26 protein-coding genes are annotated in these 24,051 nt (G+C 74.4%); 14 read left to right on the top strand and 12 right to left on the bottom strand.

What is annotated here, in order from left to right; genetic code table 11:
- Positions 1-15 precede the first annotated feature (15 nt).
- Entirely contained in the window at positions 16-1,038 is a 1,023-nt protein-coding gene (locus tag Sco07f_RS22605) for an LLM class flavin-dependent oxidoreductase (protein ID WP_108988997.1), read from the bottom strand.
- Positions 1,039-1,116: 78 nt separating this feature from the next.
- Here Sco07f_RS22605 and Sco07f_RS22600 point away from each other — a divergent pair, with 78 nt between their 5' ends.
- Complete coding sequence (locus Sco07f_RS22600; RefSeq protein ID WP_054101305.1) at positions 1,117-1,608, top strand: phosphatase domain-containing protein; 492 nt, start codon at positions 1,117-1,119, stop codon at positions 1,606-1,608.
- A gap of 33 nt (positions 1,609-1,641) precedes the next feature.
- On the opposite strand, the gene Sco07f_RS22595 is transcribed toward Sco07f_RS22600, so the two are convergent.
- Positions 1,642-1,857: a dodecin gene (locus tag Sco07f_RS22595; RefSeq protein ID WP_007389281.1), complete on the bottom strand. Its 216-nt coding sequence runs from the start codon at positions 1,855-1,857 to the stop codon at positions 1,642-1,644.
- 260 nt (positions 1,858-2,117) lie between these two features.
- Between Sco07f_RS22595 and Sco07f_RS22590 the strand changes: the two genes are divergently transcribed.
- The gene (locus Sco07f_RS22590; protein WP_054101304.1) at positions 2,118-3,386 is read left to right on the top strand and encodes an extracellular solute-binding protein; all 1,269 of its coding nucleotides are present in this window, start codon (positions 2,118-2,120) and stop codon (positions 3,384-3,386) included.
- Positions 3,387-3,431: 45 nt separating this feature from the next.
- Here the strand turns inward: Sco07f_RS22590 and egtD are convergent, their stop codons facing one another.
- Genes egtD through egtA form a run of 4 tightly spaced genes read right to left on the bottom strand, consistent with a single transcriptional unit; the run spans position 3,432 to position 7,838 of the window.
- Complete coding sequence (egtD, locus tag Sco07f_RS22585; RefSeq protein ID WP_108988996.1) at positions 3,432-4,403, bottom strand: L-histidine N(alpha)-methyltransferase; 972 nt, start codon at positions 4,401-4,403, stop codon at positions 3,432-3,434.
- Entirely contained in the window at positions 4,400-5,206 is an 807-nt protein-coding gene (gene egtC / locus Sco07f_RS22580) for an ergothioneine biosynthesis protein EgtC (protein WP_108988995.1), read from the bottom strand. The genes egtD and egtC overlap by 4 nt, the downstream gene beginning before the upstream one ends.
- On the bottom strand, positions 5,206-6,540 hold the full coding sequence (egtB, locus tag Sco07f_RS22575; RefSeq protein WP_108988994.1) for an ergothioneine biosynthesis protein EgtB: 1,335 nt from the start codon (positions 6,538-6,540) through the stop codon (positions 5,206-5,208). Before egtB ends, egtC begins: the two co-directional genes overlap by 1 nt.
- Positions 6,537-7,838, bottom strand: a complete 1,302-nt coding sequence (egtA, locus tag Sco07f_RS22570) for an ergothioneine biosynthesis glutamate--cysteine ligase EgtA (RefSeq protein WP_108988993.1) — start codon at positions 7,836-7,838, stop codon at positions 6,537-6,539. Before egtA ends, egtB begins: the two co-directional genes overlap by 4 nt.
- 286 nt (positions 7,839-8,124) lie before the next feature.
- Here egtA and Sco07f_RS22565 point away from each other — a divergent pair, with 286 nt between their 5' ends.
- Positions 8,125-8,964 (top strand): TIGR02452 family protein, encoded by an 840-nt coding sequence (locus Sco07f_RS22565; RefSeq protein ID WP_167468178.1) that lies wholly within the window; start codon positions 8,125-8,127, stop codon positions 8,962-8,964.
- Here Sco07f_RS22565 and Sco07f_RS22560 read toward each other — a convergent pair.
- Positions 8,949-9,413 carry a type II toxin-antitoxin system PemK/MazF family toxin gene (locus Sco07f_RS22560; protein WP_087788549.1) on the bottom strand — a complete coding sequence of 155 codons (465 nt, stop codon included), beginning with the start codon at positions 9,411-9,413 and terminating at the stop codon, positions 8,949-8,951. The genes Sco07f_RS22565 and Sco07f_RS22560 overlap by 16 nt on opposite strands.
- A gap of 98 nt (positions 9,414-9,511) precedes the next feature.
- On the opposite strand from Sco07f_RS22560, the gene Sco07f_RS22555 reads away from it, so the two are divergent.
- The 3 genes from Sco07f_RS22555 to Sco07f_RS22545 all read left to right on the top strand — a co-directional run bounded on the left by Sco07f_RS22555 (position 9,512) and on the right by Sco07f_RS22545 (position 11,456).
- The gene (locus tag Sco07f_RS22555; protein WP_087788548.1) at positions 9,512-10,402 is read left to right on the top strand and encodes an NAD(P)-dependent oxidoreductase; all 891 of its coding nucleotides are present in this window, start codon (positions 9,512-9,514) and stop codon (positions 10,400-10,402) included.
- A gap of 88 nt (positions 10,403-10,490) precedes the next feature.
- A complete protein-coding gene (locus Sco07f_RS22550) occupies positions 10,491-10,913 on the top strand; it encodes a PPOX class F420-dependent oxidoreductase (RefSeq protein WP_054101299.1) in 423 nt (140 codons plus the stop codon).
- Positions 10,914-11,027: 114 nt separating this feature from the next.
- The gene (locus Sco07f_RS22545) at positions 11,028-11,456 is read left to right on the top strand and encodes a VOC family protein (protein ID WP_108988991.1); all 429 of its coding nucleotides are present in this window, start codon (positions 11,028-11,030) and stop codon (positions 11,454-11,456) included.
- A 42-nt stretch (positions 11,457-11,498) separates the two neighbouring features.
- On the opposite strand, the gene Sco07f_RS22540 is transcribed toward Sco07f_RS22545, so the two are convergent.
- Positions 11,499-12,377, bottom strand: coding sequence for an alpha/beta fold hydrolase (locus Sco07f_RS22540; RefSeq protein ID WP_108988990.1), 879 nt, complete (start codon positions 12,375-12,377; stop codon positions 11,499-11,501).
- Between the two features lie 200 nt (positions 12,378-12,577).
- On the opposite strand from Sco07f_RS22540, the gene Sco07f_RS22535 reads away from it, so the two are divergent.
- The 5 genes from Sco07f_RS22535 to Sco07f_RS22515 all read left to right on the top strand — a co-directional run bounded on the left by Sco07f_RS22535 (position 12,578) and on the right by Sco07f_RS22515 (position 17,120).
- Positions 12,578-14,581 (top strand): AfsR/SARP family transcriptional regulator, encoded by a 2,004-nt coding sequence (locus tag Sco07f_RS22535; protein WP_108988989.1) that lies wholly within the window; start codon positions 12,578-12,580, stop codon positions 14,579-14,581.
- A gap of 169 nt (positions 14,582-14,750) precedes the next feature.
- Entirely contained in the window at positions 14,751-15,185 is a 435-nt protein-coding gene (locus Sco07f_RS22530) for a PPC domain-containing DNA-binding protein (protein WP_108988988.1), read from the top strand.
- Between the two features lie 87 nt (positions 15,186-15,272).
- Positions 15,273-15,698 (top strand): CBS domain-containing protein, encoded by a 426-nt coding sequence (locus Sco07f_RS22525; protein ID WP_108988987.1) that lies wholly within the window; start codon positions 15,273-15,275, stop codon positions 15,696-15,698.
- A gap of 27 nt (positions 15,699-15,725) precedes the next feature.
- The gene (locus tag Sco07f_RS22520) at positions 15,726-16,067 is read left to right on the top strand and encodes a DUF6343 family protein (RefSeq protein WP_174855401.1); all 342 of its coding nucleotides are present in this window, start codon (positions 15,726-15,728) and stop codon (positions 16,065-16,067) included.
- Between the two features lie 33 nt (positions 16,068-16,100).
- Positions 16,101-17,120, top strand: a complete 1,020-nt coding sequence (locus Sco07f_RS22515; protein ID WP_054101293.1) for a sigma-70 family RNA polymerase sigma factor — start codon at positions 16,101-16,103, stop codon at positions 17,118-17,120.
- A gap of 27 nt (positions 17,121-17,147) precedes the next feature.
- Here the strand turns inward: Sco07f_RS22515 and Sco07f_RS22510 are convergent, their stop codons facing one another.
- The gene (locus tag Sco07f_RS22510) at positions 17,148-18,584 is read right to left on the bottom strand and encodes an FAD-dependent oxidoreductase (protein WP_108988986.1); all 1,437 of its coding nucleotides are present in this window, start codon (positions 18,582-18,584) and stop codon (positions 17,148-17,150) included.
- Positions 18,585-18,598: 14 nt separating this feature from the next.
- Positions 18,599-19,942, bottom strand: coding sequence for a polysaccharide pyruvyl transferase family protein (locus tag Sco07f_RS22505; protein WP_108988985.1), 1,344 nt, complete (start codon positions 19,940-19,942; stop codon positions 18,599-18,601).
- A gap of 182 nt (positions 19,943-20,124) precedes the next feature.
- On the opposite strand from Sco07f_RS22505, the gene Sco07f_RS22500 reads away from it, so the two are divergent.
- On the top strand, positions 20,125-21,078 hold the full coding sequence (locus Sco07f_RS22500) for a TerC/Alx family metal homeostasis membrane protein (protein WP_108988984.1): 954 nt from the start codon (positions 20,125-20,127) through the stop codon (positions 21,076-21,078).
- A gap of 30 nt (positions 21,079-21,108) precedes the next feature.
- Here Sco07f_RS22500 and Sco07f_RS22495 read toward each other — a convergent pair whose 3' ends face one another.
- Positions 21,109-21,948, bottom strand: a complete 840-nt coding sequence (locus Sco07f_RS22495) for a helix-turn-helix transcriptional regulator (protein WP_108988983.1) — start codon at positions 21,946-21,948, stop codon at positions 21,109-21,111.
- A 101-nt stretch (positions 21,949-22,049) separates the two neighbouring features.
- On the opposite strand from Sco07f_RS22495, the gene Sco07f_RS22490 reads away from it, so the two are divergent.
- Positions 22,050-22,757, top strand: a complete 708-nt coding sequence (locus tag Sco07f_RS22490; RefSeq protein ID WP_108988982.1) for an SDR family NAD(P)-dependent oxidoreductase — start codon at positions 22,050-22,052, stop codon at positions 22,755-22,757.
- Between the two features lie 4 nt (positions 22,758-22,761).
- Here Sco07f_RS22490 and Sco07f_RS22485 read toward each other — a convergent pair whose 3' ends face one another.
- A complete protein-coding gene (locus Sco07f_RS22485; protein WP_007387315.1) occupies positions 22,762-22,965 on the bottom strand; it encodes a hypothetical protein in 204 nt (67 codons plus the stop codon).
- Between the two features lie 142 nt (positions 22,966-23,107).
- Here Sco07f_RS22485 and Sco07f_RS22480 point away from each other — a divergent pair, with 142 nt between their 5' ends.
- Positions 23,108-24,013, top strand: a complete 906-nt coding sequence (locus Sco07f_RS22480; RefSeq protein ID WP_007387334.1) for a LysR family transcriptional regulator — start codon at positions 23,108-23,110, stop codon at positions 24,011-24,013.
- Positions 24,014-24,051 lie beyond the last annotated feature (38 nt).

Raw genomic sequence — 24,051 nt, 5'->3', positions numbered from 1 at the left:
ACAAACTCCGCAATTCTACGCCGGGGCGCCGAGCGGACCCGTGCCGGTGACACGGGCGAGCCGCCGGTAGGACTCGAGCAGTGCCTCGCGGTCGTACGTGCTGGTGGTGACCAGGACCTCCTGCGCGCCCGTCTCCTTCACCAGCCGCTCCAGCTCGTCGGCGACCTGCTCCTCGGTGCCGGCGACGTGACCCGCGAGACCGGCCTCGTACAGGTCGCGCTCCTTGCCGGTCATGGTCCGGGCCCCGACCTCCTCGGCCGGGGGCAGCGGAGGGAAGGAGCCCCGCGTGCGGGCCTCGGCCATGGACCACGCCTCCGGGACCAGCAGCCGCCGGGCCTCCTCGGCGGTGGCGGCCACCGCCACGGTGCCGGAGACGACGACGTACGGCTCCGCGCTCCACTCCGAGGGGCGGAACCCGGCGCGGTAGCGGTCGATGCCGCGGCGCATCCGGTCCCGGTCGCGCAGGTCCCCGATGACCATCGGCAGACCGGCACGGGCGGCGACGGCCGCGCCCTCGCCCATGGCCAGCACGAACGGCGGCACGGTCAGCCCCTCGGAGGGGCGCGCGTGCACGCCGCCCGTCGGCGACGTCCCCCGGAACCAGCCGAGCAGCTCGGCCAGTTGCGCGTCGAAGTCCTCGGCGTCGTCCTTCTCCCGGCCCAGTGCCCTGCGGACGCCGTCGGTGAAGCCCACCGAGCGGCCGAGCCCCATGTCGATCCGGCCGGGGAAGAGCGACTCCAGCACGCCGAACTGCTCGGCGACCACCAGCGGCCGGTGGTTGGGCAGCATCACGCCCCCGGTGCCGACGCGGATGCGGCGGGTGGCCCCGGCCACGGCGGCGGCGAGCACGGTCGGCGCCGAACCGGCCACCCCGGGTACGCCGTGGTGCTCCGCCACCCAGAACCGGTGGTAGCCGAGCCGCTCCGCCTCCCGGGCCAGCTGCACGGTGTCGCGCAGCGCCTCCCCGGCAGTGCGGCCGGCGCGGATGCGGGAGCGGTCGAGGACGGAGAAGCGGGTGGTGGCGAGGCTCGAGGTCACATGGTGTTCAACGCCCGCGCGCCGCACAGATTCCCGGTGGAGCCCTCTTGGTCCTGTCGTCGGACCTAGGGTGAACGCGTGAGCGACAGCAGCAGACCCCCGGTGGCCGTGTTCGACCTGGACAACACCCTCGCCGACACCGCGCACCGGCAGCGGTTCCTGGAGCGCAGGCCCCGCGACTGGGACGCCTTCTTCGCCGCCGCGCCGCACGATCCACCGCTCGCGGAGGGTGTCGCGCTGGTGCGCGAGAGCGAGAAGGAGTGCGAGATCGTCTACCTCACCGGCCGGCCCGAGCGCTGCCGGCGCGACACGCTCGACTGGCTGGCCGCGCACGGCCTGCCCGAGGGTGCCGTGCACATGCGGGGCAACGCCGACCGCAGGCCCGCCCGGCGCACCAAGCTGGAGATCCTGCGGCGCCTCGCCCGGACCCGCGAGGTCCGGATCCTGGTGGACGACGACGAGCTGGTCTGCGACGACGCCGAGCGGGCCGGTTTCCCCGTGCTCCGGGCGCGCTGGGCGGCCCGGTCGGCCGAACTGCGCGTGGCGCAGGAGCGCGAGGGCCGTACCTGACGGACGCGGCCGTCCGGGTGGGCTCCGGGGATGTCAGTCCGACTCCTCCAGGCGGAACCCGAGCTTGAGGCCGACCTGCCAGTGCGCGACCTGCCCCTCCTCGATCTGGCCGCGCACCTGTGTCACCTCGAACCAGTCCAGCTTGCGCAGGGTCTGCGAGGCACGGGTGATGGCGTTGCGGACCGCCTGGTCGACGCCGTCGGGCGAGGTGCCGACGACCTCGGTGACCCGGTAGGTGTGGTTCGACATGCCGGTGCTCCCTTCCGCGAGGACAGCGGTGTGCGCTGCGTCACTCCACCGTGCCCCAAGTCGGGACGGAGCGCGAGGCATCGGCGTTCGGGGCGGAAACGCTCCGGTACCTCCCCTTGCCCCTTGACCTTTGTAATGGTCCATACCAAAATCCCAGACACCCGTTCGAGCCTCGGGCTCGTCCCCCACGTCGGGTCTCCCTTCGCGTGTGCAGGACGCACCTGCCGCCGCCCTCTGTTCGTCAGTCAGAAGGACCCCTCGTGAGACGTCGCCTCCTCGCCCTTGTCTGTGTGTCCGCCTCCGTGCTCAGCGGCTGCGGCCTGATCTCGCAGGACGGCGGGAGCGGACGGCACACCGTCAGCGTGTGGCTGATGAAGGGCAGCGCCTCGGACGACTTCCTGAAGCGGTTCACCGAGGGCTTCGAGGCCGACCATCCCGACCTCGACCTGGACATCCGCATCCAGGAGTGGACCGGGATCGGCGACAAGGTGCAGGCCGCGCTGAAGGCCGACGGCACGGACGGCCCCGACGTCGTCGAGGTCGGCAACACCCAGGTCCCGCAGTACGCGGAGGGCGGCCGGCTCCAGGACCTGACCCTGGAGTCGATGCGTGACTGGGGCATCCGGGACTGGCTTCCGGGCCTCGCCGAACCCGGTCAGTGGATGTCCCAGCAGTTCGGCGTCCCCTGGTACGCCGCCAACCGCGTCGTCATCTACCGCAAGGACCTCTTCGAGCAAGCCGGAGTCAACGAGCCGCCCGGCACCCGCGAGGAGTGGCTCGCCGCCACGGAGAAGCTCGACAAGAACGGTGACCAGGGCATCTACCTGGCCGGCCAGGACTGGTACACGCTCGCCGGGTTCATCTGGGACGAGGGCGGCGAGCTGGCCACCCAGGCCGGCGAGGGCGGGGTCTGGACGGGCGCCCTCGACTCCGAGGCGGCCCTGCGCGGCATGGACTTCTACCGCGAACTGCAGGCCCTGGGCGACGGTCCGGTCGACGCCGACGAGGAACACCCGCCGCAGTCCGGGGTCTTCGCCAAGGGACAGGTCGCGCAGATCATCGCGGTGCCGGGCCAGGCCCAGTCCGTCCTGCGCGAGAACCCGGACCTCAAGGGCAAGATCGGCTTCTTCCCCGTGCCCGGCAAGAGCGCCGACAAGCCCGGTGCCGTCTTCACCGGCGGCTCCGACCTCGTCGTCCCGAAGAACACCGACCAGGAGGAGGGCGCCCTCGCCGTGATCGAGGCGCTCGCGGGCGAGAAGTGGAACACCGACCTGGCCCGCACCATGAACTACGTGCCGAACAAGAAGTCCCTCGCCGAGGCCGTCTCCGGCGAGGAGGGCGCCGAGGCCATGGCGGCAGGCGCCGCGCAGGGCCGGGCGACCCCCGGAACACCCCAGTGGGGCGCGGTCGAGGCGGACAACCCGATCAAGGAGTACATGACGAAGGTGCTCAAGGGGGCGGACGCGAAGCCGGAGGCCCGCAAGGCCTCCGACCGCATCACCGAACTGCTGGACCCCAACATGCGCTGACCGCGGCGAGGCGGGACCGTCGGGTCGGCCCCGCCTCGCCGCACCTCAGCGCGCGACGCTCAGCGACAGGGCGAAGCGCCCCTCCCGGTCCGTCCACCAATGGGCCAGATCGAGCCCGGCGGCCTCCAGTTCGGCCCGCACACCCTCCCGCCGGAACTTCGCGGACACCTCGGTACGCAGCTCCTCCCCGTCCGCGAAGTCCACGGCCAGGTCGAGCGCCTGGACCTTGACGGTCTGCGCGGTGCGCGAGCGCAGCCGCATCTCGATCCACTCCCGTTCGGCGTTCCACAGCGCCACGTGCTCGAAGGCCGCGGGCTCGAAGTCGGCCTCCAGTTCGCGGTTCATCACGGCGAGCACGTTCTTGTTGAACTCTGCCGTCACCCCGGCCGCGTCGTCGTACGCGCGGACCAGCACCCCCTCGTCCTTGACCAGGTCCGTGCCCAGCAACAGGGCGTCGCCCGGGGAGAGCAGGGCGCGGACGGAGGCCAGGAACGCGGCGCGCTCCCCGGGCAGCAGGTTGCCCACGGTGCCGCCGAGGAAGGCGACCAGCCGCGGGCCCGGCGTGCCGGGCAGTGTCAGCCCGCCCGTGAAGTCGGCGATCAGCGCGTGCACCTGGAGGCCGGGATGCTCGGCGACCAGCGCCTCCCCGGCCTGCGTGAGGGCGCTCTCGCTCACGTCGACCGGCACATAGGCGCCCAGCCCGGTCCGCTCCTTCAGCGCGTCGAGCAGCACCCGCGTCTTCTCCGAGGAGCCGGAACCCAGCTCCACCAGGGTGCGGGCGCCGGTCGCCGCCGCGATCTCCCCGGCCCGGTCGACCAGGATCTCCCGCTCGGCCCGGGTCGGGTAGTACTCGGGCAGCGCGGTGATCGCCTCGAACAGCTCGCTGCCCCGCGCGTCGTAGAACCACTTCGGCGGCAGCCACTTGGGCGTGCTGGACAGGCCGGCCAGGACGTCGTCGCGCAGGGCGGCGTCCGTGGCGTCCTCGGGCAGCGTCCGGGTCAGACGGAACTGGCTCACGTGCGGGGCTCCTTCGTGTGCGAAGAGACGAAAGCGTCTGAGGAGGCGGTCTCGCCCGGGTCCTTGAGCGGGGTGAGCCGCACCTCCGTGCGGCTCGCCACCAGCAGGGTGCGGTCGGGGACCGCCTGCCAGCCGGGATCGTCGTCGTACGGCTCCGAGGCGACGACCGTGCCGCCACCCGGGCGGGACAGGTACCAGAGGGTGTCGCCCCAGGTCGTGGCGGTGACGGTGGAGCCGTCGGTGAGGAGCAGGTTGAGCCGGGAGGCCGGGGCCGCCGCGGCGACCTCCAGTACCGTCTCGGACAGCGCCCGGCCCTCGTCGTCCCCGGCCCGCAGCCGGGCCAGGACCAGCGCCCACACGAGCGCCGAGTCGTTGCGCGCCTCCAGCGACAGCAGCTCCCCGGGCGGCAGTGTCGCGGCCACCGGCGCCAGCGAGTCCGGCCAGCCCTTGACGGCGCCGTTGTGGCTGAACAGCCAGGTCCCCGCGGCGAACGGGGCCGCGGCCGCCTCCGCGTCGGCGCCGGCCAGCGTCGCGTCCCGTACGGCGGCCAGCAGCGCACCGGTGCGCACCACCCGCGCGAGGTCGGCGAAGGACTGGTCCGCCCAGATCGGGCCGGCCCGCCGGTACCGGGCGGGCACCGGATCGCCCCCGGCGTACCAGCCGACGCCGAACCCGTCGGCGTTGACCGTGCCGTACCGCTGGTGCCGGGGCGCCCAGGACTGGCGGTACAGACCGTGCGGCGGCGTCACGAGGAGGCCGCCGAGCGGCTCCGCGGGGCCCACGTAGGCCAGGTGACGGCACATCAGACGGCCTCCGCCGACCGGGCCGTGCGGAACCCGGAGAAGATCTGCCGCCGGATCGGGTAGTCCCAGTTGCGGAACGTGCCCCGGCAGGCCACCGCGTCCACGGCGAAGGAACCGCCGCGCAGCACCTTGTACTCGGGGCCGAAGAACACCTCCGAGTACTCCCGGTACGGGAACGCCCCAAAGCCCGGGTACGGGGCGAAGTCGCTCGACGTCCACTCCCACACGTCGCCGATCAACTGCCGCACGCCGAGCGGCGACTCGCCGGCCGGGTAGCTGCCCGCGGGCGCCGGGCGCAGGTGCCGCTGTCCGAGGTTGGCGTGCTCCGGGCCCGGGTCGGCGTCGCCCCACGGATAGCGCATGGCGCGGTCCCCGGCCGGGTCGTACCGTGCGGCCTTCTCCCACTCGGCCTCGGTGGGCAGCCGGCGCCCCGCCCAGCGGGCGTACGCGTCGGCCTCGTACCAGCACACGTGCAGCACCGGCTCGTCGGCCGGGACCGCCTCGGTCACCCCGAAGCGGCGGCGCAGCCACTGTCCGCCGTCCCGGCGCCAGAACAGCGGGGCGGCGATGGAGTGCCGGCGGACGTGGTCCCAGCCCTCGGGGGTCCACCAGCGCGGGTCGTCGTAGCCGCCGTCGTCGATGAAGGCCAGGTACGCGCCGTTGGTCACCGGGGTGGTGTCGATGTGGAACGGCGCCACCTCGCGCCGGTGCGCGGGCCGCTCGTTGTCCAGGGCCCACGGCTCGGTCGACGTGCCCATCGTGAACGGGCCGCCCGGCACCAGGACTTCGGCCGGGCCGGTGAACAGCGGGAGCGGGTCCGGATCGGGTGCGGTCAGGACCTGCGGGCCCCTGCGCAACTGGTGCGTGATCAGCATGGTCTCGTCGTGCTGCTGCTCGTGCTGGGCGATCATCCCGAAGGCGAAGCCCGCCTCCGTCAGCCGCGTCCCGTCGAACGCGGTCCGCTCCAGCACGTCCAGGGCCCGGCCGCGCACGTCCGCCGCGTACCGGCGGGCCTCGGCGGGCGACAGCAGCGGCAGGCTGGGCCGCTCGGAGCGCGGGTGCTCGAAGGCGTCGTACAGGCTGTCGATCTCCGGGCGTATCGCCTCGTGTCCGGCGACCGCGCGCAGCAGCCACTGCTCCTCCTGGTTGCCGATGTGTGCCAGGTCCCACACCAGCGGGGACATCAGCGGCGACACCTGGGCGGTCAGGTCGGGGCCCTCCACGCAACCGGTCAGCAGCGTGGTGCGCTCCCGGGCGGTGACGAGCGTGGTCAGGGCCCGCTCCCGCAGCGTCTCGGCGCCGGCGGTCGTGGTCGCGTCCGTGGAGTCGGTCATGAGCGGGTCTCCCTCCCGTGCGGGCCACGGCCTGCGCCGCCCGGCATGTCCAGCAGATCGTCGGCGGGGCAGCGGCCCCTCAGGACGTAGCGCTCCAGGTACCCGGCGACGGCATCGGTCACCTCGGGACCCGCGCCGAGCCGGGGCAGTGCGGCGAGCGCCGCGGTGAAGCAGGTGACGGCCGCCTCGCGCAGCTCGGGATCGGTCAGGGCGGCACGGGCCGCGTCCTCGTACAGCGGATTGTGCGGCGCCGGCAGACCGAGCGTGCGCTCGGCCAGGGGCTTGACGGCCCGGTAGGCGGTCTCGGTGGCCTCCGGGTCGTCGAACAGCGCGGCGGTCACCGCCAGCGGCACGATCCAGCCGTCGTCCCCGGGCTGCGCGTCGATCATGCGCAGCTCCAGGTGGCCGCGCGGCCGGACCGGCGGGAAGAGCGTGGTCAGGTGGTAGTCCAGGTCCTCCCGGGTCGGCGGCCTCGGCACCAGCTCGCGGGTCCACTCCCGCAGGGTCAGGCCCTCCGGCACGTCCCACGGGCCGCCGTCCCGGCGTACGCACATCACCGGGGCGTCCAGCACGTGCCGTGCCCAGGTACCGCGCGGATCGGTGTTCAGCGGGGGGCCGCCCGCCCGGCCCGCGCCGATCTGCGTCCACCGCAGCTGCCGGGTGGACCGCCAGCCGGTGGGCCGGCCGCCGGACAGCGGTGAGTTGGCGAACGCGGCCAGCAGGACCGCGCCCAGATGATGGGCCAGCCACCACCGGCGTACATGGCCCAGAGGCCCGGGCTCCTCGTACCCCGCGTCCACGCACACCTGCACCGAGGCGGAGGCGCACATCATGAAGCGGCCACCGGGGCCGGTGCGGTCGAGACAGGACTCCATGGCGTCGTAGCGGGGCTGCCGCAGGTAGCGGCGCGGCCGGTGCCAGGGGTCGTGGCCGAGGCCGACCAGGGCGAGGCCGTCCTCGCGCAGCACGGCGCGGACGGCGTCGAGGTCGGCGGAGACGGAGCGGACGCACTCCGTCAGGGAGGCGGCGGGGAGCGAACTCAGCTCCAGCTGGCCGCCGGGTTCGACGGTCAGCGCCGACCTCAGGGGCACGGCCCGCAGTGCGGTGTACACCGCGTGGAGCCGTTCGGGTGACACGGGGAGCCGCGGCGCGCGCAGCTCGTGGACGAGCCATTCCACCTCGACGCCGAGGAGCCTGGGCGGCCCGGTCTTGAAGCAGATGCCGTGGACCAGTGCCTCGACCTCGGCCTCACTGACGGCGGTACGGGGCCGGACACAGCCCCCAACCGAATCGGACATGTCGGGATCCTCCTGAGATTCCACCATGCCGCCGGCCCTTCTGTGGTGGGCCGGGCCGGCACACTCGTCCCACCCAAGACCCTCGTGCCGCTCCGCACAAGGGTGCAATTCGGGACGTTCCCGCTCGGTAATCTCCGCGATCCGCCCGTTTCCGGGGGTCTTCCCCGTCGTTCGCCGGTCGGGAAACTCCGTTGCACCGCATGCCCAGCATCGCCCAGGATTCCCGCATGAGCACGACGGGGTAGACCGCGTGGCACGCGGTCACGGCGTCCACGGGGGTGGCGCCGTGAGCGCGCGCCTGCGGGGCATCGCACAGCGGACCGAGCAGATCGTCGCCGCCGGGGTCTACCGCACGTCCGACGGCCGCGAGGTGTCCGTCGCGGCGGCGGTCGAGGCGGCCCGGGACGGCACCCGGATGTACGGACCGGAGCCCGTCGAGGTGACCGCCTCCGCCCCGCTGCGGACGCTCTTCGAGGTCACCGGCGAGAGCAGCCTGGAGGCCGCCCGCCGCCTGGGCGGCGAGGTCGCCGTGCTCAACTTCGCCTCGGCACGCAACCCCGGCGGCGGCTACCTCAATGGCGCCCAGGCCCAGGAGGAGGCGCTGTGCCGGGCCTCCGCCCTCTACACCTGCCTGCTGCGGGCGCGCGGGTTCTACGACCACCACCGCGCCCACCGCGACCCGTTCTACACGGACCGCGTCGTCCACTCGCCCGGCGTGCCCGTCTTCCGCGACGACCGCGGCCGCCTGCTGGACGAACCGTTCACGGCCGGATTCCTCACCTCCGCCGCACCCAACGCCGGCGTGGTGCTGCGCACGGTCCCGGAACGCGCCGGGGAGCTTCCCGCCGCGCTCGCGGTGCGCGCCGAGCGGGTGCTGGAGACCGCCGCGGCCCACGGGTACCGGCGCCTCGTGCTGGGCGCCTGGGGCTGCGGGGTGTTCCGCAACGACCCCGCCCAGGTGGCGGGCGCGTTCCGGGCGCTGCTCGGGCCCGGCGGACGGTTCGCCGGGACCTTCGAACGGGTGGCGTTCGGCGTCCTGGACCGCACCCCGGGCGGGACCGTCCGGCAGGCGTTCGAGCGCGTCTTCCCGGAGGGCGCGGGCCGCCCCGCTCAGCTCCAGCCGTAGCGCTCCCGCAGCCGCTGCCGTACGAGGTCGAAGCGCATCCGGTCCAGGGCGCACGCCTCGCGGCGCATCCCGGCGTCGTGCAGGCGCAGCACCCGGTCCACGTCGACCCAGGAGTCGCGCCCGGAACGGTCCCACGGCCCGCTCCCGATCGGCACCCACTCCCGGTCTCCGTCGTGCCGCTTGCTGGACAGCTGCACGGCCAGCACGGTCCCGGCCGGCTCACGCGCCACGACGAGCACCGGCCGGTCCTTGCCCCGGCCGTCCGCCTCCTCGTAGGGCACCCACGTCCACACGATCTCGCCGGGATCGGGGTCGCCGTCGTGCGCGGGGGAGTACTCGGTCCGCACCCGGCCCACCTCCCGCGGGTCGGCCTCGGTGGTGGCGGAGGGTCCGTAACGGCCGGGGACGGTCTCGCCGTTGCTGTCGATGTCGTCGGTGAAGGCGCTCACGGCCGTACCGTACGGGACGTCGCCGCGCGGACGCGCGGGGACCCGCGCCGAGTGGCAGGCTGGCCCCGGCAACCCAGTCCGAGGCAGAAGGCGACGTCATGACCGACCAGCTCACCGTGAGCGTCCTGGGCACCGGCATCATGGGTGCCGCGATGGCCCGCAACCTCGCCCGCGCCGGACACACCGTCCGGGTCTGGAACCGCAGCCGGGACAAGGCCGAGCCGCTGGCCGCCGACGGCGCGCACGTCGCCGGCGGCCCGGAGGAGGCGGTACGCGGCGCCGACGTCGTCCTCACGATGCTGTACGACGGCCCGGCCGCCCTCGACGTCATGCGGCGGGCCGCGCCCGGCCTCGCTCCCGGCACCGTGTGGGCGCAGTCCACCACCGCGGGCGTCGACGCGGTCGCCGACCTGGCCGCCTTCGCCCACGAGCACGGCCTCGTCTTCTTCGACGCCCCCGTCCTCGGCACCCGGCAGCCCGCCGAGGCCGGTCGGCTGCTGGTGCTGGCGGCGGGGCCCGGCGAGGCGCGGGAGCGGGTGACGCCCGTGTTCGACGCCGTCGGCTCCCGCACCGTGTGGACCGGCGAGGACGGGGCGGCGGGCAGCGCGACCCGGCTGAAACTGGTGGCCAACAGCTGGGTCCTCGCCGCCACCAACGCGGCCGGCGAGACCCTGTCGCTGGCCAAGGCGCTGGGTGTGGACCCGGACGGCTTCTTCGACGCCATCGCGGGCGGCCCGCTCGACATGGGCTACCTGCGCGCCAAGGCCGGCCTGATCCGCGACGGCGCGCTCACGCCCGCCCAGTTCGCCGTCACCACCGCCGAGAAGGACGCCCGCCTGATCGTCGAGGCCGGCGAGGCGAACGGAGTCCGGCTGGACCTCGCCGCGGCCGGTGCGGAACGTTTCGCCCGGGCCGCCGCCCGGGGACACGGCGACGAGGACATGGCGGCGGCCTACTTCGCCAGTTTCGAGGAGAAGGCGACCGACTGAGCCCGCCCGGGGTACCGGGTGCACGAGACCACACCAAGACCGGCGACCGGACCCGGTGCCGGACCACACCGAATCCCGAGGAGCCCGCATGTCCAAGCCGCCGCTGCCGTCCGAGGCCGTCGAACTGCTGCGCCGCCCCAACCCGTGCGTCATGGCCACCCTGCGCTCGGACGGCGCCCCCGTCTCCACGCCCACCTGGTACGTGTGGGACGACGACGGCCGCGTGCTGATCAACCTCGACGCGGGCCGGGTACGCCTCGGCCACCTGCGCCGCGACCCGCGCGTCACCCTCACCGTCCTCGCGGGCGACGACTGGTACACACACGTCACCCTCATCGGCCGGGTCGCCGAGATGCGCGACGACGAGGACCTCTCCGGCATCGACCGGCTCGCCCGGCACTACACCGGCAACCCGTACCCGGACCGGAAGCGCCCCCGGGTCAGCGCCTTCGTCGAGGTGGAGCGCTGGCACGGCTGGGGGGCGATGAAGGACAGCGACCAGTCCGGCTGAACCCTGGGCAGGGAGGCGGACCCGGACGTATGATCATCACGCGGCATCGCGTGTCGGTCACCGTCCGGGTGAGGCATGGAGGCGCCGCGGAGATGCCCGTGGAGGCATTGACCCGTGTCAGTCCAGTTCAACCACACCATCGTTCTCTCCCGCGACCGGGAGAAGTCCGCCCACTTCCTCGCCACGATCCTCGGTCTCGAGGTCGGCGAGCCGGCCGGAATGTTCCTGCCCGTGACGACCGCCAACGGCGTCACCCTCGATTTCGCCACCGTCGACATCGACATCCCCGTGCAGCACTACGCGTTCCTCGTCTCCGAGGACGAGTTCGACGGCGTCCTCGCCCGGCTCGTCGAGGGCGGGACGCCCATCCAGGCCGATCCGCACGGCCGGCACCCGCGCCGGATCAACCGCAACGACGGCGGCCGGGGCGTGTACTTCACCGACCCGTCCGGGCACGGCATGGAGGCCTTCACCCGCCCCTACGGCAGTGACCCGGCCTCGCCGCTCAACGGCGTCACGGAGGACGTGCCGGGAGCCCGCTGACGGCCCCCGCCCCGGCGTCGGCCGCTGCGCGGACTGGTGTCCCTACCGGGCCAGCAGTCCGCGCAGCGCCCCCGCGACCTCGTCCGGCGCCTCCTCCGCCATGAAGTGTCCGTAGCCCACGGTCTCGTGCCGCAGGTCCGGCGCCCACGCCCGCCACAGCGCGGCGGCGTCGTACCCGAGGGCGGCCCCCCAGTCCTGCTGGAGCACGGTCACCGGCATCCGCAGCCGGTTGCCGTTCTCCCGGTCCGCCAGGTCGTGGTCCACGTCGACGCCGGCCGAGGCCCGGTAGTCGGCCACGATCGAGGGCACCGCCTCGCGCGACGCCTTCAGGTAGGCGGCGCGGACGTCGGCGGGCAGGGCGTCCGGGTCCCGGGTCCACAGGTCGAGGAAGTGACCGAAGAACGCGTCCGGCGCGGCGCCGATCAACTGCTCAGGCAGCCCGGGCGGCTGCGCCATCAGGTACAGGTGGAAGCCCACCGCTGCCGTCGTGCCGCGCAGGACGTCCCACATGTCGAGCGTCGGCAGCACGTCCAGCGCGGCCAGGTGCGTCACCGCGTCCGGATGGTCCAGCCCGGCGCGCACCGCGACCAGCGCGCCCCGGTCGTGACCGGCCAGCGCGAACCGTTCGTGCCCCAGCTCCCGCGCCAGGGCCACCACGTCGGCGGCCATGGTCCGCTTGGCGTACGCGGTGCCGTCCGGGTCGGCGGGCTTGTCGCTGGCGCCGTAACCGCGCAGGTCGGGGCAGATGACCGTGTGGTCGGCCGCCAGGTCGGCGGCGACGTGCCGCCACATCAGGTGGGTCTGGGGGAAGCCGTGCAGCAGCACGACGGGGCTGCCGGTGCCGCCCGTGGCCACGTGCAGGCCGATGCCGTCGGCGACCGTCACGCGGTCGTGGGTGAAGCCGGGGATGGTCGGTTCCATGGCTGGTCGTGCCCTTCTCTCTCTCGGTGCTCCGCGCTCCGCCCACAGCGCGTGGGCGACGTCCCCGACCCTGCCGCGCGCGAATCAGCAACCGATCAGCAACGATCGGCGGCCGGTCACCGACCGGCCGCGCACCGTCCCGCGCGCGTACCGTGGTGAGCGCACGAACGGTGGCGGAGCGGAGCGGACGGACACGGAACATGGAAGCGGTCACGTTCGGTGTGCTCGGAGCGGTCACCGCCGGACGCGGTCCCGACGTGCTCGCCCTCAAGGGCCCCCGGCACCGGGCCGTGCTCGCCCGGCTGATCCTGGCCCGGCGCCGGGTCGTCCCGGTCGCCCGCCTGGTCGACGACCTTTGGGAGGCGCCGCCGCCCCGCGCCGTGGGAGCCGTACGCACCTTCGTCGGCGACCTGCGCCGCGCCCTCGAGCCCGACCGTCCGCCGCGCGCCCCGGCCCGGCTGCTGGTCACCGAGGGCCCCGGCTACGCCCTGCGCGCCGCGCCGGACGCCGTGGACGCATGGCGCTTCGAGGCCGCCGTCACCGAGGCCGACCGGCTGCCGGCCGCACAGGCGCCCGAACGGCTGCGGGCGGCCCTGGGGGAGTGGCGGGGGCCCGCCTACGCCGAGTTCGGCACGGAGGACTGGGCCCGCGGCGAACGCTCCCGGCTCACCGAACTGCGGCTGCGCGCCGTCGAACGCCGGGCCGAACTGCTGGTGGAACTCGGGCGCGCCGCCGAGGCGGTGCCCGATCTCGACGCGCACCTCACCGAGCACCCCTGGCGCGAGGAGTCCTGGCGCCTGCTCGCGCTCGCCCTGTACCGGACCGGACGGCAGGCGGACGCCCTCGCCGTGCTGCGCCGGGCCCACGCCCTGCTGGCCGGACGGCTGGGCATCGACCCCGGACCCCGGCTGCGCCGCCTGGAGGCGGGCATCCTCGCCCAGGACCCGGACCTGGACCCGCCCGGCGAACCGGCGGACGCGGCGGCCCGGCTCTGGGCCCGCACGACCGAGGCGTACGACCGCACCGTGGCCGCCGGTTCCCGGGCCCGCCTGGAATCCACCGTCGGCCTGCTGCGCGGCCTCGCGGTCACCGGCGGCGGTGGCCTCGAGGCCGCCCGGGAGCACCGGATGACGGCGGTCCAGGCCGCGGAGGAGACGGGCGACGCGGAACTCACGGCCCGCGTGATCGGCGCCTACGACGTCCCCGCCAACTGGACCCGCGGCGACGATCCCGAGCTGGCCCGGCGGATCGTCGCGGCGGCCGAACGCACCCTCGCCGCCCTGCCGCAGGACCCCACCGCCGACACGGCGCGCTGCCGCCTGCTGGCCACCGTCGCCCTGGAGTCGCGGGGCGTGCGCTCCCCGCGCGGGCCGCGGGCGGCCGCCGAGGCCGAGGAGATCGCCCGCCGCCTGGACGACCCGGCGCTGCTCGCCTTCGCCCTCAACGGCGTCTTCATGCAGTCCTGCACCCGCGCCGGGCTGGCTCCGCGCCGCGACGCGATCGGCGCCGAACTCACCGCCCTCGGGGCCCGGCACGGCCTGGTCAACCATGAGGTGCTCGGCCACCTGATCCGGCTCCAGGCCCGCGCGGCCCTCGCCGACCTCACCGCCGCCGACGCGCACGCGAGGGCCGTGGACCGCCTCGCCGAACGGCACGAACGCCCCCTCGTGGGCGTCTTCACCGCCTGGTACCGGGCGCTGCGCGAGGCCGTCTCCGCCGACGCGCCCGCTGGCTCTGCCGATGAGTCCGGCGGCTCCCCCGACAGCGCCGAGGCCGCCTACCGCTCGGCCGCCGCACGGCTCGACGGCGCCGGGATGCCGGGTCTGGAACGCGGACTGCTGCCCCTCGCCCTGCTCGGCCTGCGCCTGGCCCGCGGCCGTCCCGCCCGGGTGGACCCGCGCGCCGACTGGGGTCCGTACCGGCCCTGGGCCGAGCCGTTCGCCCTGCTGGCCGAGGGACGTGACACCGAGGCCCGCGGCGCCCTGCGGGCGCTGCCCGAACCACCGCCCGACCTCCTCTACGAGGCCCTGTGCTGCGCCGAGGCCGCGGCCGCCCTCGGCCTCGGCGACCGCCCGGCCCTGCGGCGGACGTACGACAGACTGCTGCCCGCGGCCGGCGAAGTCGCGGGCGCGGGCAGCGGACTGCTCACCTTCGGACCGGTCGACGGGTGGCTCGCCGCGATCCGCCGGGCACTCGACGCCTGACGGCGGGGGCGAGCGGCGCTGCGGAACCGCCGCCGTCACGCGTTCCCCGGCACCGCCGCCGGCTCCTCGACGCGCGCCGAGGCCGTGCCACGGCTCACCCCGGGCGCGGGCGGCCCGGTCGGGACGCCGACCGGGGTTGCCCCGGCCCCCGCCGGGTACCCGCCGGGCCATGAAGTGGCAGCAGGTCCAGGAAGGTCCGTCCGCGGTGTACGTGGTGGTGCTCGACCAGGGGGAGGACGCGGTCGCCGAGCTCACCGCCTTCGCCCGCGAGCGGTCGCTGGGGGCTTCCCAGGTGACCGCCGTGGGCGCCTTCTCCGACGCGGTCGTCGGCTGGTTCGACCGGCAGGCCAAGGACTACCGGCCCCTCCCGGTCCAGGAGCAGTGCGAGGTGCTGTCCCTGATCGGGGACATCGCCGTCGCCGACGAGGGACCGACCCCGCACCTGCACGCCGTACTGGGCCTGTCCGACGGCTCCACCCGCGGCGGCCACCTGCTGTCCGGCCGGGTCTGGCCGACCCTGGAGGTCGTCGTGCGGGACAGCCCGGCCGAGCTGGCCAAGACCCACCGCCCCGACATCGGCCTGGCCCTGATCGACCTGGGCTGAACCGGCCGGCGTGCGGCGGTTTACCGGGCCGGGCGAGGGCTACGCGGCCCGCAGGCAATCCCGTACCGACACCCCGGGAGGCGCGAGATGACACGGCGCATCCGAGACGTGATGTCACCGGCCGCGGTGGCCGTCGAGCCCATGACGACGGTGGCGCGAGCGGCCCGGCTGATGCGCGAGGAGGACGTGGGCGACGTCCTGGTGACCTACGACTGCGATCTGTTCGGCGTGCTCACCGACCGCGACATCGTGCTCCGCGGCGTCGCCGACGGACGGGACCCGGACACCACCACGGTCGGCGCGGTGTGCACACCCCCGCCCGTGGTCACCCTCGGACCCGACGACACCACCGACCGCGCCGCCGAGCTGATGCGCCGGCACGCCGTGCGCCGGCTCCCGGTCGTCGAGCACGGCGGCGTCCCCGTGGGCGTGGTCACCCTCGGCGACCTCGCCGCCAGCGACGACCCGCACTCCGCCCTCGCGGACATCAGCCGGGCCGCACCCGGCCACTGACACCCCCCACCGCCGGGGAGGAACGGCATGAGCGACCGACGGAGCCCCCACCGGGCCGCGGAACCCGACCCCCGGTCCCGTTCCGGCGCGGTCGGCCGCCGCTCCCCGCGCACCGGCACCGAACCGGTCCGCGCGCAGAGCCCACTGCGGCTGAGACTGCTGCTGTCGGCGGTCTTCCTGCCGCTGTTCCTCGCGGGGGCCGCGTACTTCGGCGTGTGGGCCGCCGACACCGCTTCCGGTGACAGCCCCGGCCGCGGCACCCTCGTGGTCGTCGCCGTCGTGTGCGGGGCGCTCGCCCTGCTGGCGGCCGCCGACCTGCTGGTGGTGAACCGCAGGCTGAGGGACGAACGCGGGAGCGCAACCCTGTGATCCTGTGATCCGCAAGGGGACGGAGGAAACGACATGGCGCCCAAGGCACGCACCCCCGCGGCACGCACCCGGGACGACCGCCGCGCCACCACCCGTACCGCGCGGCTGCGCAGCCGGATCCCCGAACCCGACGAGGAACCCGACCTGCTCGGCCAGTACCTGACCCAGATCGGCGCCACGCCCCTGCTGACCGCCGAGGACGAGGTCCGCCTCGCCACCCGCATCGAGGCCGGCGTCCGGGCCAGGGAGGAACTGGAGGCGGCCGACACCGGCGAGCCCGCCCCGACACCGGAGCGGCGCCGTGCGCTGGAGGAAGCGGTCCACGACGGCCAGGAGGCCAAGGACCACATGGTGCGGGCCAACCTGCGCCTCGTGGTGTCGATGGCCAAGCGCCACGCACACCGAGGGCTGCCCCTCCTCGACGTCATCCAGGAGGGCAACCTCGGCCTGATCCGGGCCGTGGAGAAGTTCGACCACACCAAGGGCTTCAAGTTCTCCACGTACGCCACCTGGTGGATCCGCCAGGCCATCGAGCGGGGCCTGGCCACCCACGCCCGCACGGTACGGCTGCCGGTCCACGTCGTGGAGCAGCTCCAGAAGCTGGCCAAGACCGATCGCAAGCTCCGAGCGGGCCTAGACCGCGAGCCGACCACCGAGGAGGTCGCCGCCGAGAGCGGCATCGACGCGGACAAGGTCGTCTGGCTGCGCAGGGTCGGACGGGACGCGGTCAGCCTGGACACCCCCGTGGACGAGACCGGCGACACCGTCGTCGGCGACCTCATCCCCGACACCGAGGTGCTGCGCGCCCCCGAGGTCGCCGAGTTCCAGGCACTCGCGGCGGAACTGCGGGAGGCCGTCGGCACCCTCGCCCCCCGCGAGTCCCTGATCCTCAGCCTGCGCTACGGCCTCCACGACGGCCGCCCCCGCACCCTGCAACAGGTCGCCCAGCACGTGGGCCTCACCCGCGAACGCGTCCGCCAGCTGGAGAAGGAGTCCCTCGCCCACCTGCGCGCCCCCGAGCAGCGGGAACGCCTGCTGGACTGGGCGAGCTGAGCCGGCCGGAGTCCCCCCGGCGGACTCTCACCCGGGTCCCGTCCGCAGCCGCGCCCCCTGCCGCAGCAGTTCGCGCTGGACCAGCCGGTAGGGCAGCCCGCGCGGTCCGTGCCCGTGCCGGACGGTCAGCGCCGCGCAGACCCCGGCGGCGTGCCCGGTCGCCATGGCGATGGGCATCACCCGGTACGACGAGTGCGCCACGTGCGTTCCGGAGATGCAGCGCCCCGCGACCAGCAGCCGGTCGGTGTCCCGGGGCAGCAGACAGCGCAGCGGGATGTCGTAGAAGCTGCCCCGCGGCACCCGCTTGAGCACGGTGCCGGAACCGCGCGGGTTGTGGATGTCGACCGGATAGGCGCCGTGCGCGACCACGTCCGGGAAGGTGCGCGCCGCCAGGATGTCGTGGCCGGTCAGCCGGTAGTCGCCGAGCACCCGCCGGCTCTCCCGCACCCCGGTGTGCGTGCCGCTCTGCACGACGTACGACTCCTCGAAACCGGGCACGCGGGTGCGCAGGAAGCGGTCGATCTCGGCGAGTTGGTGCCGGGCCGTGTACTCGGCGCGGGTGAGGTCCCAGACATTGCTGCCGAGGACCCGGGTCACGCGGGTGCTGTTGACGGCGACCTCGTGCGGGTGCGGGGTCGCGAAGAACAGGATGTCCTCGCGCGGCAGGCGCAGTTCGCCGTTGGCCCGGGCCTCCTCGATCAGGTCCCACAGCCCGTGCACGCCCCGCCACTGGTCCGGGTGCTCGCGCGCGTAGGCGGCGAAGTCCGGCCGGGCGAAGTCGGCGACGCGGAACATCAGCGTCATGGGCTGCACCAGCCCGTCCTCGGGCCGGCCGATCTCGTACGGCGCCCCGCAGGCCGTCGCCACGTCACCGTCGCCGGTGCCGTCCACCACCACCCCGGCGTCGATCACCACGGGCCCCGACTTGGTCTCGAACACCACCCGCCAGCCCGAGCCGTCGTCCAGCGGCAGCGCGCCGGAGGCGAAGGAGTGGAACAGCATCCGCACGCCCGACTCGTCCATCAGCTCGAGCAGGGCGAACTTGAACAGCTCCGGGTCGAAGGGGACCGTGTACCCGGTCTTCGGGGAGGGCGGCAGACAGCCGCCGCGCCCCACGAGCCGGTCGAGCAACCGCCACAGGACACCGGCGACCACCGGCTCGCCCTCGCCGTGGTCGGTGGGCAGCAGCCGCGAGGTGTCCCCGGCCTCGGTGAACGCGGCCTGCTTGTGCTCGTTGTGGAACGACATCAGCGGCATGACCAGGGCCGCCGTCGCGTTGCCGCCGAGGAACCCGTACCGCTCCACCAGTACGGTGTCGGCCCCGGCGTCGGCCGCGCCGACCGCGGCCGCGAACCCGGCGGGGCCGCCGCCCACCACCAGGACGTCGCAGCGGCCCCCGTGCCGGGCGGGCCGGGCCGGCAGCGTGACGGTGCGGGACTCGCGGGGCTCTTCCAGAATCGGCATCGCTCACCTCCGGGTCAGGCCTTCAGCGGCCGTGTCTCGGCGCGGCACGGATCGTCCCCGGGCGGCTCGTGGCCCGCCGGGTGGTCGTCCGCCGGTCCGTCACCCGCCGGGTGGTCGTCCGCCGGTCCGTCACCCGCCGGGTGGTCGTCCGCCGGTCCGTCACCCGCCGGGTGGTCGTCCGCCGCGGGGACGTCCCCCGAACCGCGCGCTGTGCCGATCTCGTCGAGCAGGGACCCGCACCGCTCGCAGGTCTCCCGCGCCGACGCGGACAGCTCCGCCATCCGGGCCCTCAGGTCCTCCCGGCGCTGCGGATACTCGTCCCACAGCCGGTCCACCTCGGCCAGCAGCAGACCGGCCTGCTCCCGCGCCACCCCCACCAGCGCCGGGGCGCCCAGCCGGCGCGCGAAGTCGAAGACCTTGCCGGAGTACGGCAGCGGCAGCACCGGTACGCCGGTCAGCGCGGCGAAGACCACGAAGTGCAGCCGCATGCCCACGGCCAGGTCGAGGTGGCGCATGAAGCCGAGCACCTGCCCCGGGCTGTAGTCGCCGTGCAGAATGCGGCCCTGGTCCGGGGCCGTCATGTGGGACAGCACGGCGTGCGCGTGCCGTACGTCGTGACGCTCCATCGGCAGGAACACCACACGCGCGTCCAGCCGGCGGACCAGGAAGTCCGCGACGTCGGCGAGCAGGGCGTGGTAGTCGCCCTCGTCGAGCTTCTCGGCCGCCCGCCCCGGCTCGCGCACCGACATCCCCACCAGCCGGGTGCCGACCGGGATCCCCTCGTCGCGCATCATCGCCTCGGTGAACGGCTCCGGGGCCAGCAGCAGCGCCGGGTCCGCGGTGACCGCGACCTCGCGCTCCAGACCGACCTCCTCCAGCACCAGCCGCGACTCCTCGTCCCGGACCACGACGTCGTCCATCTCCGCCAGCACCGTGCGCACCGCGTCCCGGTCCTCGGCGTCCGTCAACGGGCCGGCGCCGACGGCGTGGGCGAAGGTGGGCACGTGCCGGATCTGCGCGGCGCGCACCAGCCGCAGATAGCGGCGCGCCTCGCCGTCGTAGAGGATGCCGCCACCGCCCAGCACCAGCAGGTCCAGGCCGGGCAGTACGTCCACGACGTGGTTGCGGCTGACGCCCTCCCAGGGGACGACCTCGTCGGCCTCGGGATGATGGGCGCGGGTGTGCTCCGCGTTCCGGCTCAGCACGACGAGCTGCGCGTCCGGCCGCCGGGCGCGCAGACAGCCCAGCACGCAGGTCAGGATCGCCTCGTCGCCGATGTTGAAGCCGCCGTAGGAACCCAGCACGCCGATGCGCGGGCCCCGGCGGGCGGGGTGCGGATGCGAGGACCGAAGAGTCATCCGGAACTCCCGTCACGTCGGCGAAGCCACGGCGCGGGCCGGTTCGGGTGCGCGGGGCCGCGCACGGTGCCGGGTTGCCTGCCCGGCATCCCGGAAACACTCTGATCAGGAGCAACCCCGGACGCGGCCGTCCCGAACGCGGCCCCGTCCCGCACGAGACCCGTCCCGCACGAGGAGCACCGGTGAACGTCTCGACCAGCGTCTGGCTGCTGACCGTCGCGGGCCTGTGCGTCCTCGTCGCCGCCGACTTCTTCATCGGCCGCAAGCCGCACGACGTGTCCCTGCGGGAGGCCGGGATCTGGACGGCCGTCTGGGTGGTGCTGGCCGCTCTGTTCGGGGTGGGAGTGATCGTGTTCGGCGGCGGCGGGCCGGGCGGCGAGTTCTTCGCCGGGTACATCACCGAGAAGTCGCTCAGCGTGGACAACCTCTTCGTCTTCGTCCTGATCATGACGAAGTTCGCGGTGCCCTCGCAGTACCAGCAGCGGGTGCTGATGGTCGGCGTCCTGGTGGCCCTGGTGCTGCGCGCCGCGTTCATCGCGGCCGGCGCCGCGATCATCTCCGCCTTCTCCTGGGTGTTCTACCTCTTCGGCGCCTTCCTGATCTGGACCGCCTGGAAACTGATCCAGGACGCCCGCAAGGGCGGGCACGAGCAGGAGGAGTACGAGGAGAACAAGCTGCTGAAGTCGATCGAGCGGCGCTTCGGCGTCGCCGACCGCTACCACGGCACCAGGCTGTGGGTGGAGGAGAACGGCAGGCGGGTCATGACCCCGATGCTGGTGGTGATGCTCGCCATCGGGTTCACCGACGTCCTGTTCGCCCTGGACTCCATCCCCGCCATCTACGGTCTGACGCAGGACCCGTACATCGTGTTCACGGCGAACGCGTTCGCCCTGATGGGCCTGCGCCAGCTCTACTTCCTCATCGGCGGCCTGCTGAGGAAGCTCGTCCACCTCTCCTACGGCCTGTCGGTCATCCTCGGCTTCATCGGCGTCAAGCTGGTGCTGCACGCCCTGCACGAGTCCGGCGTGCACGTGCCGGAGATCGGCATCCCCTTCTCGCTCGGGTTCATCGTGCTGGTCCTCGCGGTGACCACGGCGACGAGCCTGTGGGCCACGAGGGGGCAGGAACAGGAGTGACGCCCCTCTGCCTGCCGGTGAGCCCAGCGGCTACTCCACCAGTTCCTGGGTGCCCAGGACGGTGAGCAGGGCGAGCCGTTCCGCGTCGGCGGACTCCGGTTCGGCCGTGTAGACCATGATCCGCAGGTCGCTGCCGGCCACGCCGAGCACGTCGCAGTCCAGGGTGACCGGTCCGACCCGCGGATGGTCGACGGTCTTGCGCGCCGCCTCGTGCCGGCCCACCGCGTCCGCCCGCCACAGCTCGGCGAACCGCTCGCTGCGGGCACACAGCTCCGAGACCAGCCGGGCGAGGGCGCGGTCGGCGGGATAGCGGGCCGAGGTGGCGCGCAGGTCCGCGACGAGTGCCGCCTCGAAGGCGCGCCGTTCCCCGGGCGTGTACCGGGCCCGGCTGCCCGGGCCGACGAAGTTGCGCCACACGCCGTTGCGCTCCGGGCCGCGCCACCGGGAGGGGTCGCCCATCAGCGCCGCGTAGGGCGGGTTGGCGAGCAGCAGCGTCCACGCCGCGTCGTACACGGCCACCGGAGTGCCGGCCAGCCGGTCCAGGAGCCGGTGGACGCTCGGCGGGATGTACGCGGGGACCGTCTCGGGGCCCGGCGGCACCAGCCCGGCCAGCCGGAACAGATGCGCGCGCTCCTCGGCCGGCAGCCGCAGCGCCCGTACGAGGGCCTCGACGACCTGGGCCGACGGGTGGGCCGCCCGGCCCTGTTCGAGACGGGTCACGTAGTCGACGGAGACACCGGCCAGCAGGGCCAGCTCCTCGCGCCGCAGCCCCGCCGCCCGCCGGTGCCCGCCGGAGGGCAGCCCGGCCGCCCCGGGCGGGACCCGGTCCCTGCGCAGCCGCAACGCCCGCCCGAACTCCGTAGCCGTCATGCCCCCAGTGAACACCTCGTGCGCCCCCTGTTCCTGGTACCCGCGGTCCCAGGAAGACGGGACGCCTGGCTGCCCGCACCGGCGCGCCGCACGCTTGATCCATGACGACCACACTGATCACCGGAGCCAACAAGGGCCTCGGCTTCGAGACGGCCCGCCGCCTCGTCGCCGCCGGCCACACCGTCTACGCCGCCGCCCGCGACCCCGAGCGCGGCCGCCGCGCCGCCGCGGAACTGGGCGCGCGCCCCCTCGTTCTCGACGTCACCGACGACGCGTCGGTGGCCGCCGCCGTGCGGGCCGTGGAGGCCGACGGCGGCCTCGACGTCCTGGTCAACAACGCCGGCATCGAGGAGCGCGGCGAGCACAACACCGTGACCGGCGCGGACGGCACGACCGCCGGCCTGCTGCGCACCGTCTTCGAGACCAACGTCTTCGGCCCGGTCCGCGTGATCCACGCCTTCCTGCCGCTGCTGCGCAGCTCCGGCGCGCCCGTCGTGGTCAACGTGAGCAGCGGGCTGGCCTCGCTGACCGGACTCGGCTCGCCCGGGAGCCCGGGGTACGGCTACCCGGGACTCGCCTACCCGGCGTCGAAGACCGCGGTGAACGCGCTGACCGTGCAGTACGCCAAGGCGTTCCCGGGGATGCGGATCAACGCGGTCGAGCCCGGCTTCACCGCGACCGACCTGAACGGCAACACCGGTACGCAGACCGTGGCCGAGGGGGCCGAGGTCATCGTCCGCGCGGCCCGGCTGGGCCCGGACGGACCGACCGGGGGCTTCTTCGACGCGGCGGGCCCGCTGCCCTGGTAGCGGCTCAGCGGCCGGCCGGGGTGGGCCTGCCGCGCGAGACCACCCGGGTGCCGTGTCCGTCGACGACGCGGGCCTGGAGCGAACCGCAGGCGCACCGGGTCCACAGGGTCCCGCCCGCCCCGGTGGGGTGGGCGGACACCACCTGGAAGGGCTCGGCACCGTCGGGCCACCCGCAGTGCGGGCAGACGAGACCGGTCGTGCTGGGCATGGCGACTCCTCGTGCGTCGGTGGTACGTGGGGATGCCGGTGTGGGTGCTCGGGCCCACCGTGGCGTCACTGACAAGGGTGCGGCCACGCATCCGTTCACGTCCAGGTTGACTTTACGGACTCCACCGTGAAGCGTGGACTTCATGATTGATCTGCGCAGGCTGCACGTGCTCCGCGCCGTCGCCCACTACGGCACCGTCACGGCGGCGGCCCGGGCCCTGCACTTCACCACCTCGGCCGCCTCGCAGCAGATCCGCCAGCTCGCCCGGGACCTGGACGTCGACCTGCTGGAGCCGCAGGGGCGCGGGGTGCGGCTCACCGCGGCCGCCGAGAGCCTGCTGGAACACGCCGACGCGATCGAGGCCCGCTGGGACGAGGCCGAACAGGATCTGCGGGCGGGGGAGGGCGCCCCGGCCGGGCCGCTGCGGGTCACCGGGTTCCCCGTGGCCGTCGCCGTCCTGCTGGCCCCGATGGCGGCGCGGCTGCGCGAGCGGCACCCCCGGCTCTCGGTGCGGATCCGGGAGGTCGAGGTGACGGAGAGCTTCGACCTGCTCTTCGAGGGGGAGAGCGACCTGGCGGTGGTGGAGGCGACCCCGGCCAGCCCGCCGTCGGCCGACACGCGCTTCGAACAGCGGCCGCTCCTGGACGAACCGTTCGACCTGGTCGTCCCCGCCGACCATCCGCTGGCCGGACGGGGGGAGGCCGACCTCGCCGACGCGGCCCACGAGGCCTGGATCGCGCCGCTGCCGCAGAGCCCCTGCCGGACGCACGTGATGTCGGCGTGCGGTGCCGCCGGGTTCACGCCCGACGTGGTCCACCTCACGGTGGACTGGAACGTCACGGCCCACCTGGTCGCCCACGGGCTCGGCGTCGCGCTGGTGCCCCGGCTCGCCCGGCTGACCCCCGACCTGCCGATCGTCCGCGTGCCCTGTGCCGACCGGCCGCACCGCAAGCTGCTGACCTGCACGCGCAGCGGTGGTCACCGCCGTACCGCGGTCGCGGCCGCCCTCGAGGAACTGCGCACCCTGGCCGCCGCCGCGGTGGCCTGACACACGCGTGGACCGGAGCTCGGGCGAGCTCCGGTCCA

This window comes from Streptomyces coelicoflavus (assembly GCF_003112555.1).
Classification (GTDB): domain Bacteria; phylum Actinomycetota; class Actinomycetes; order Streptomycetales; family Streptomycetaceae; genus Streptomyces; species Streptomyces coelicoflavus.
Note: the sequence above shows the minus strand (reverse complement) of the source record. Positions and strands in the feature narration are given on the sequence as shown.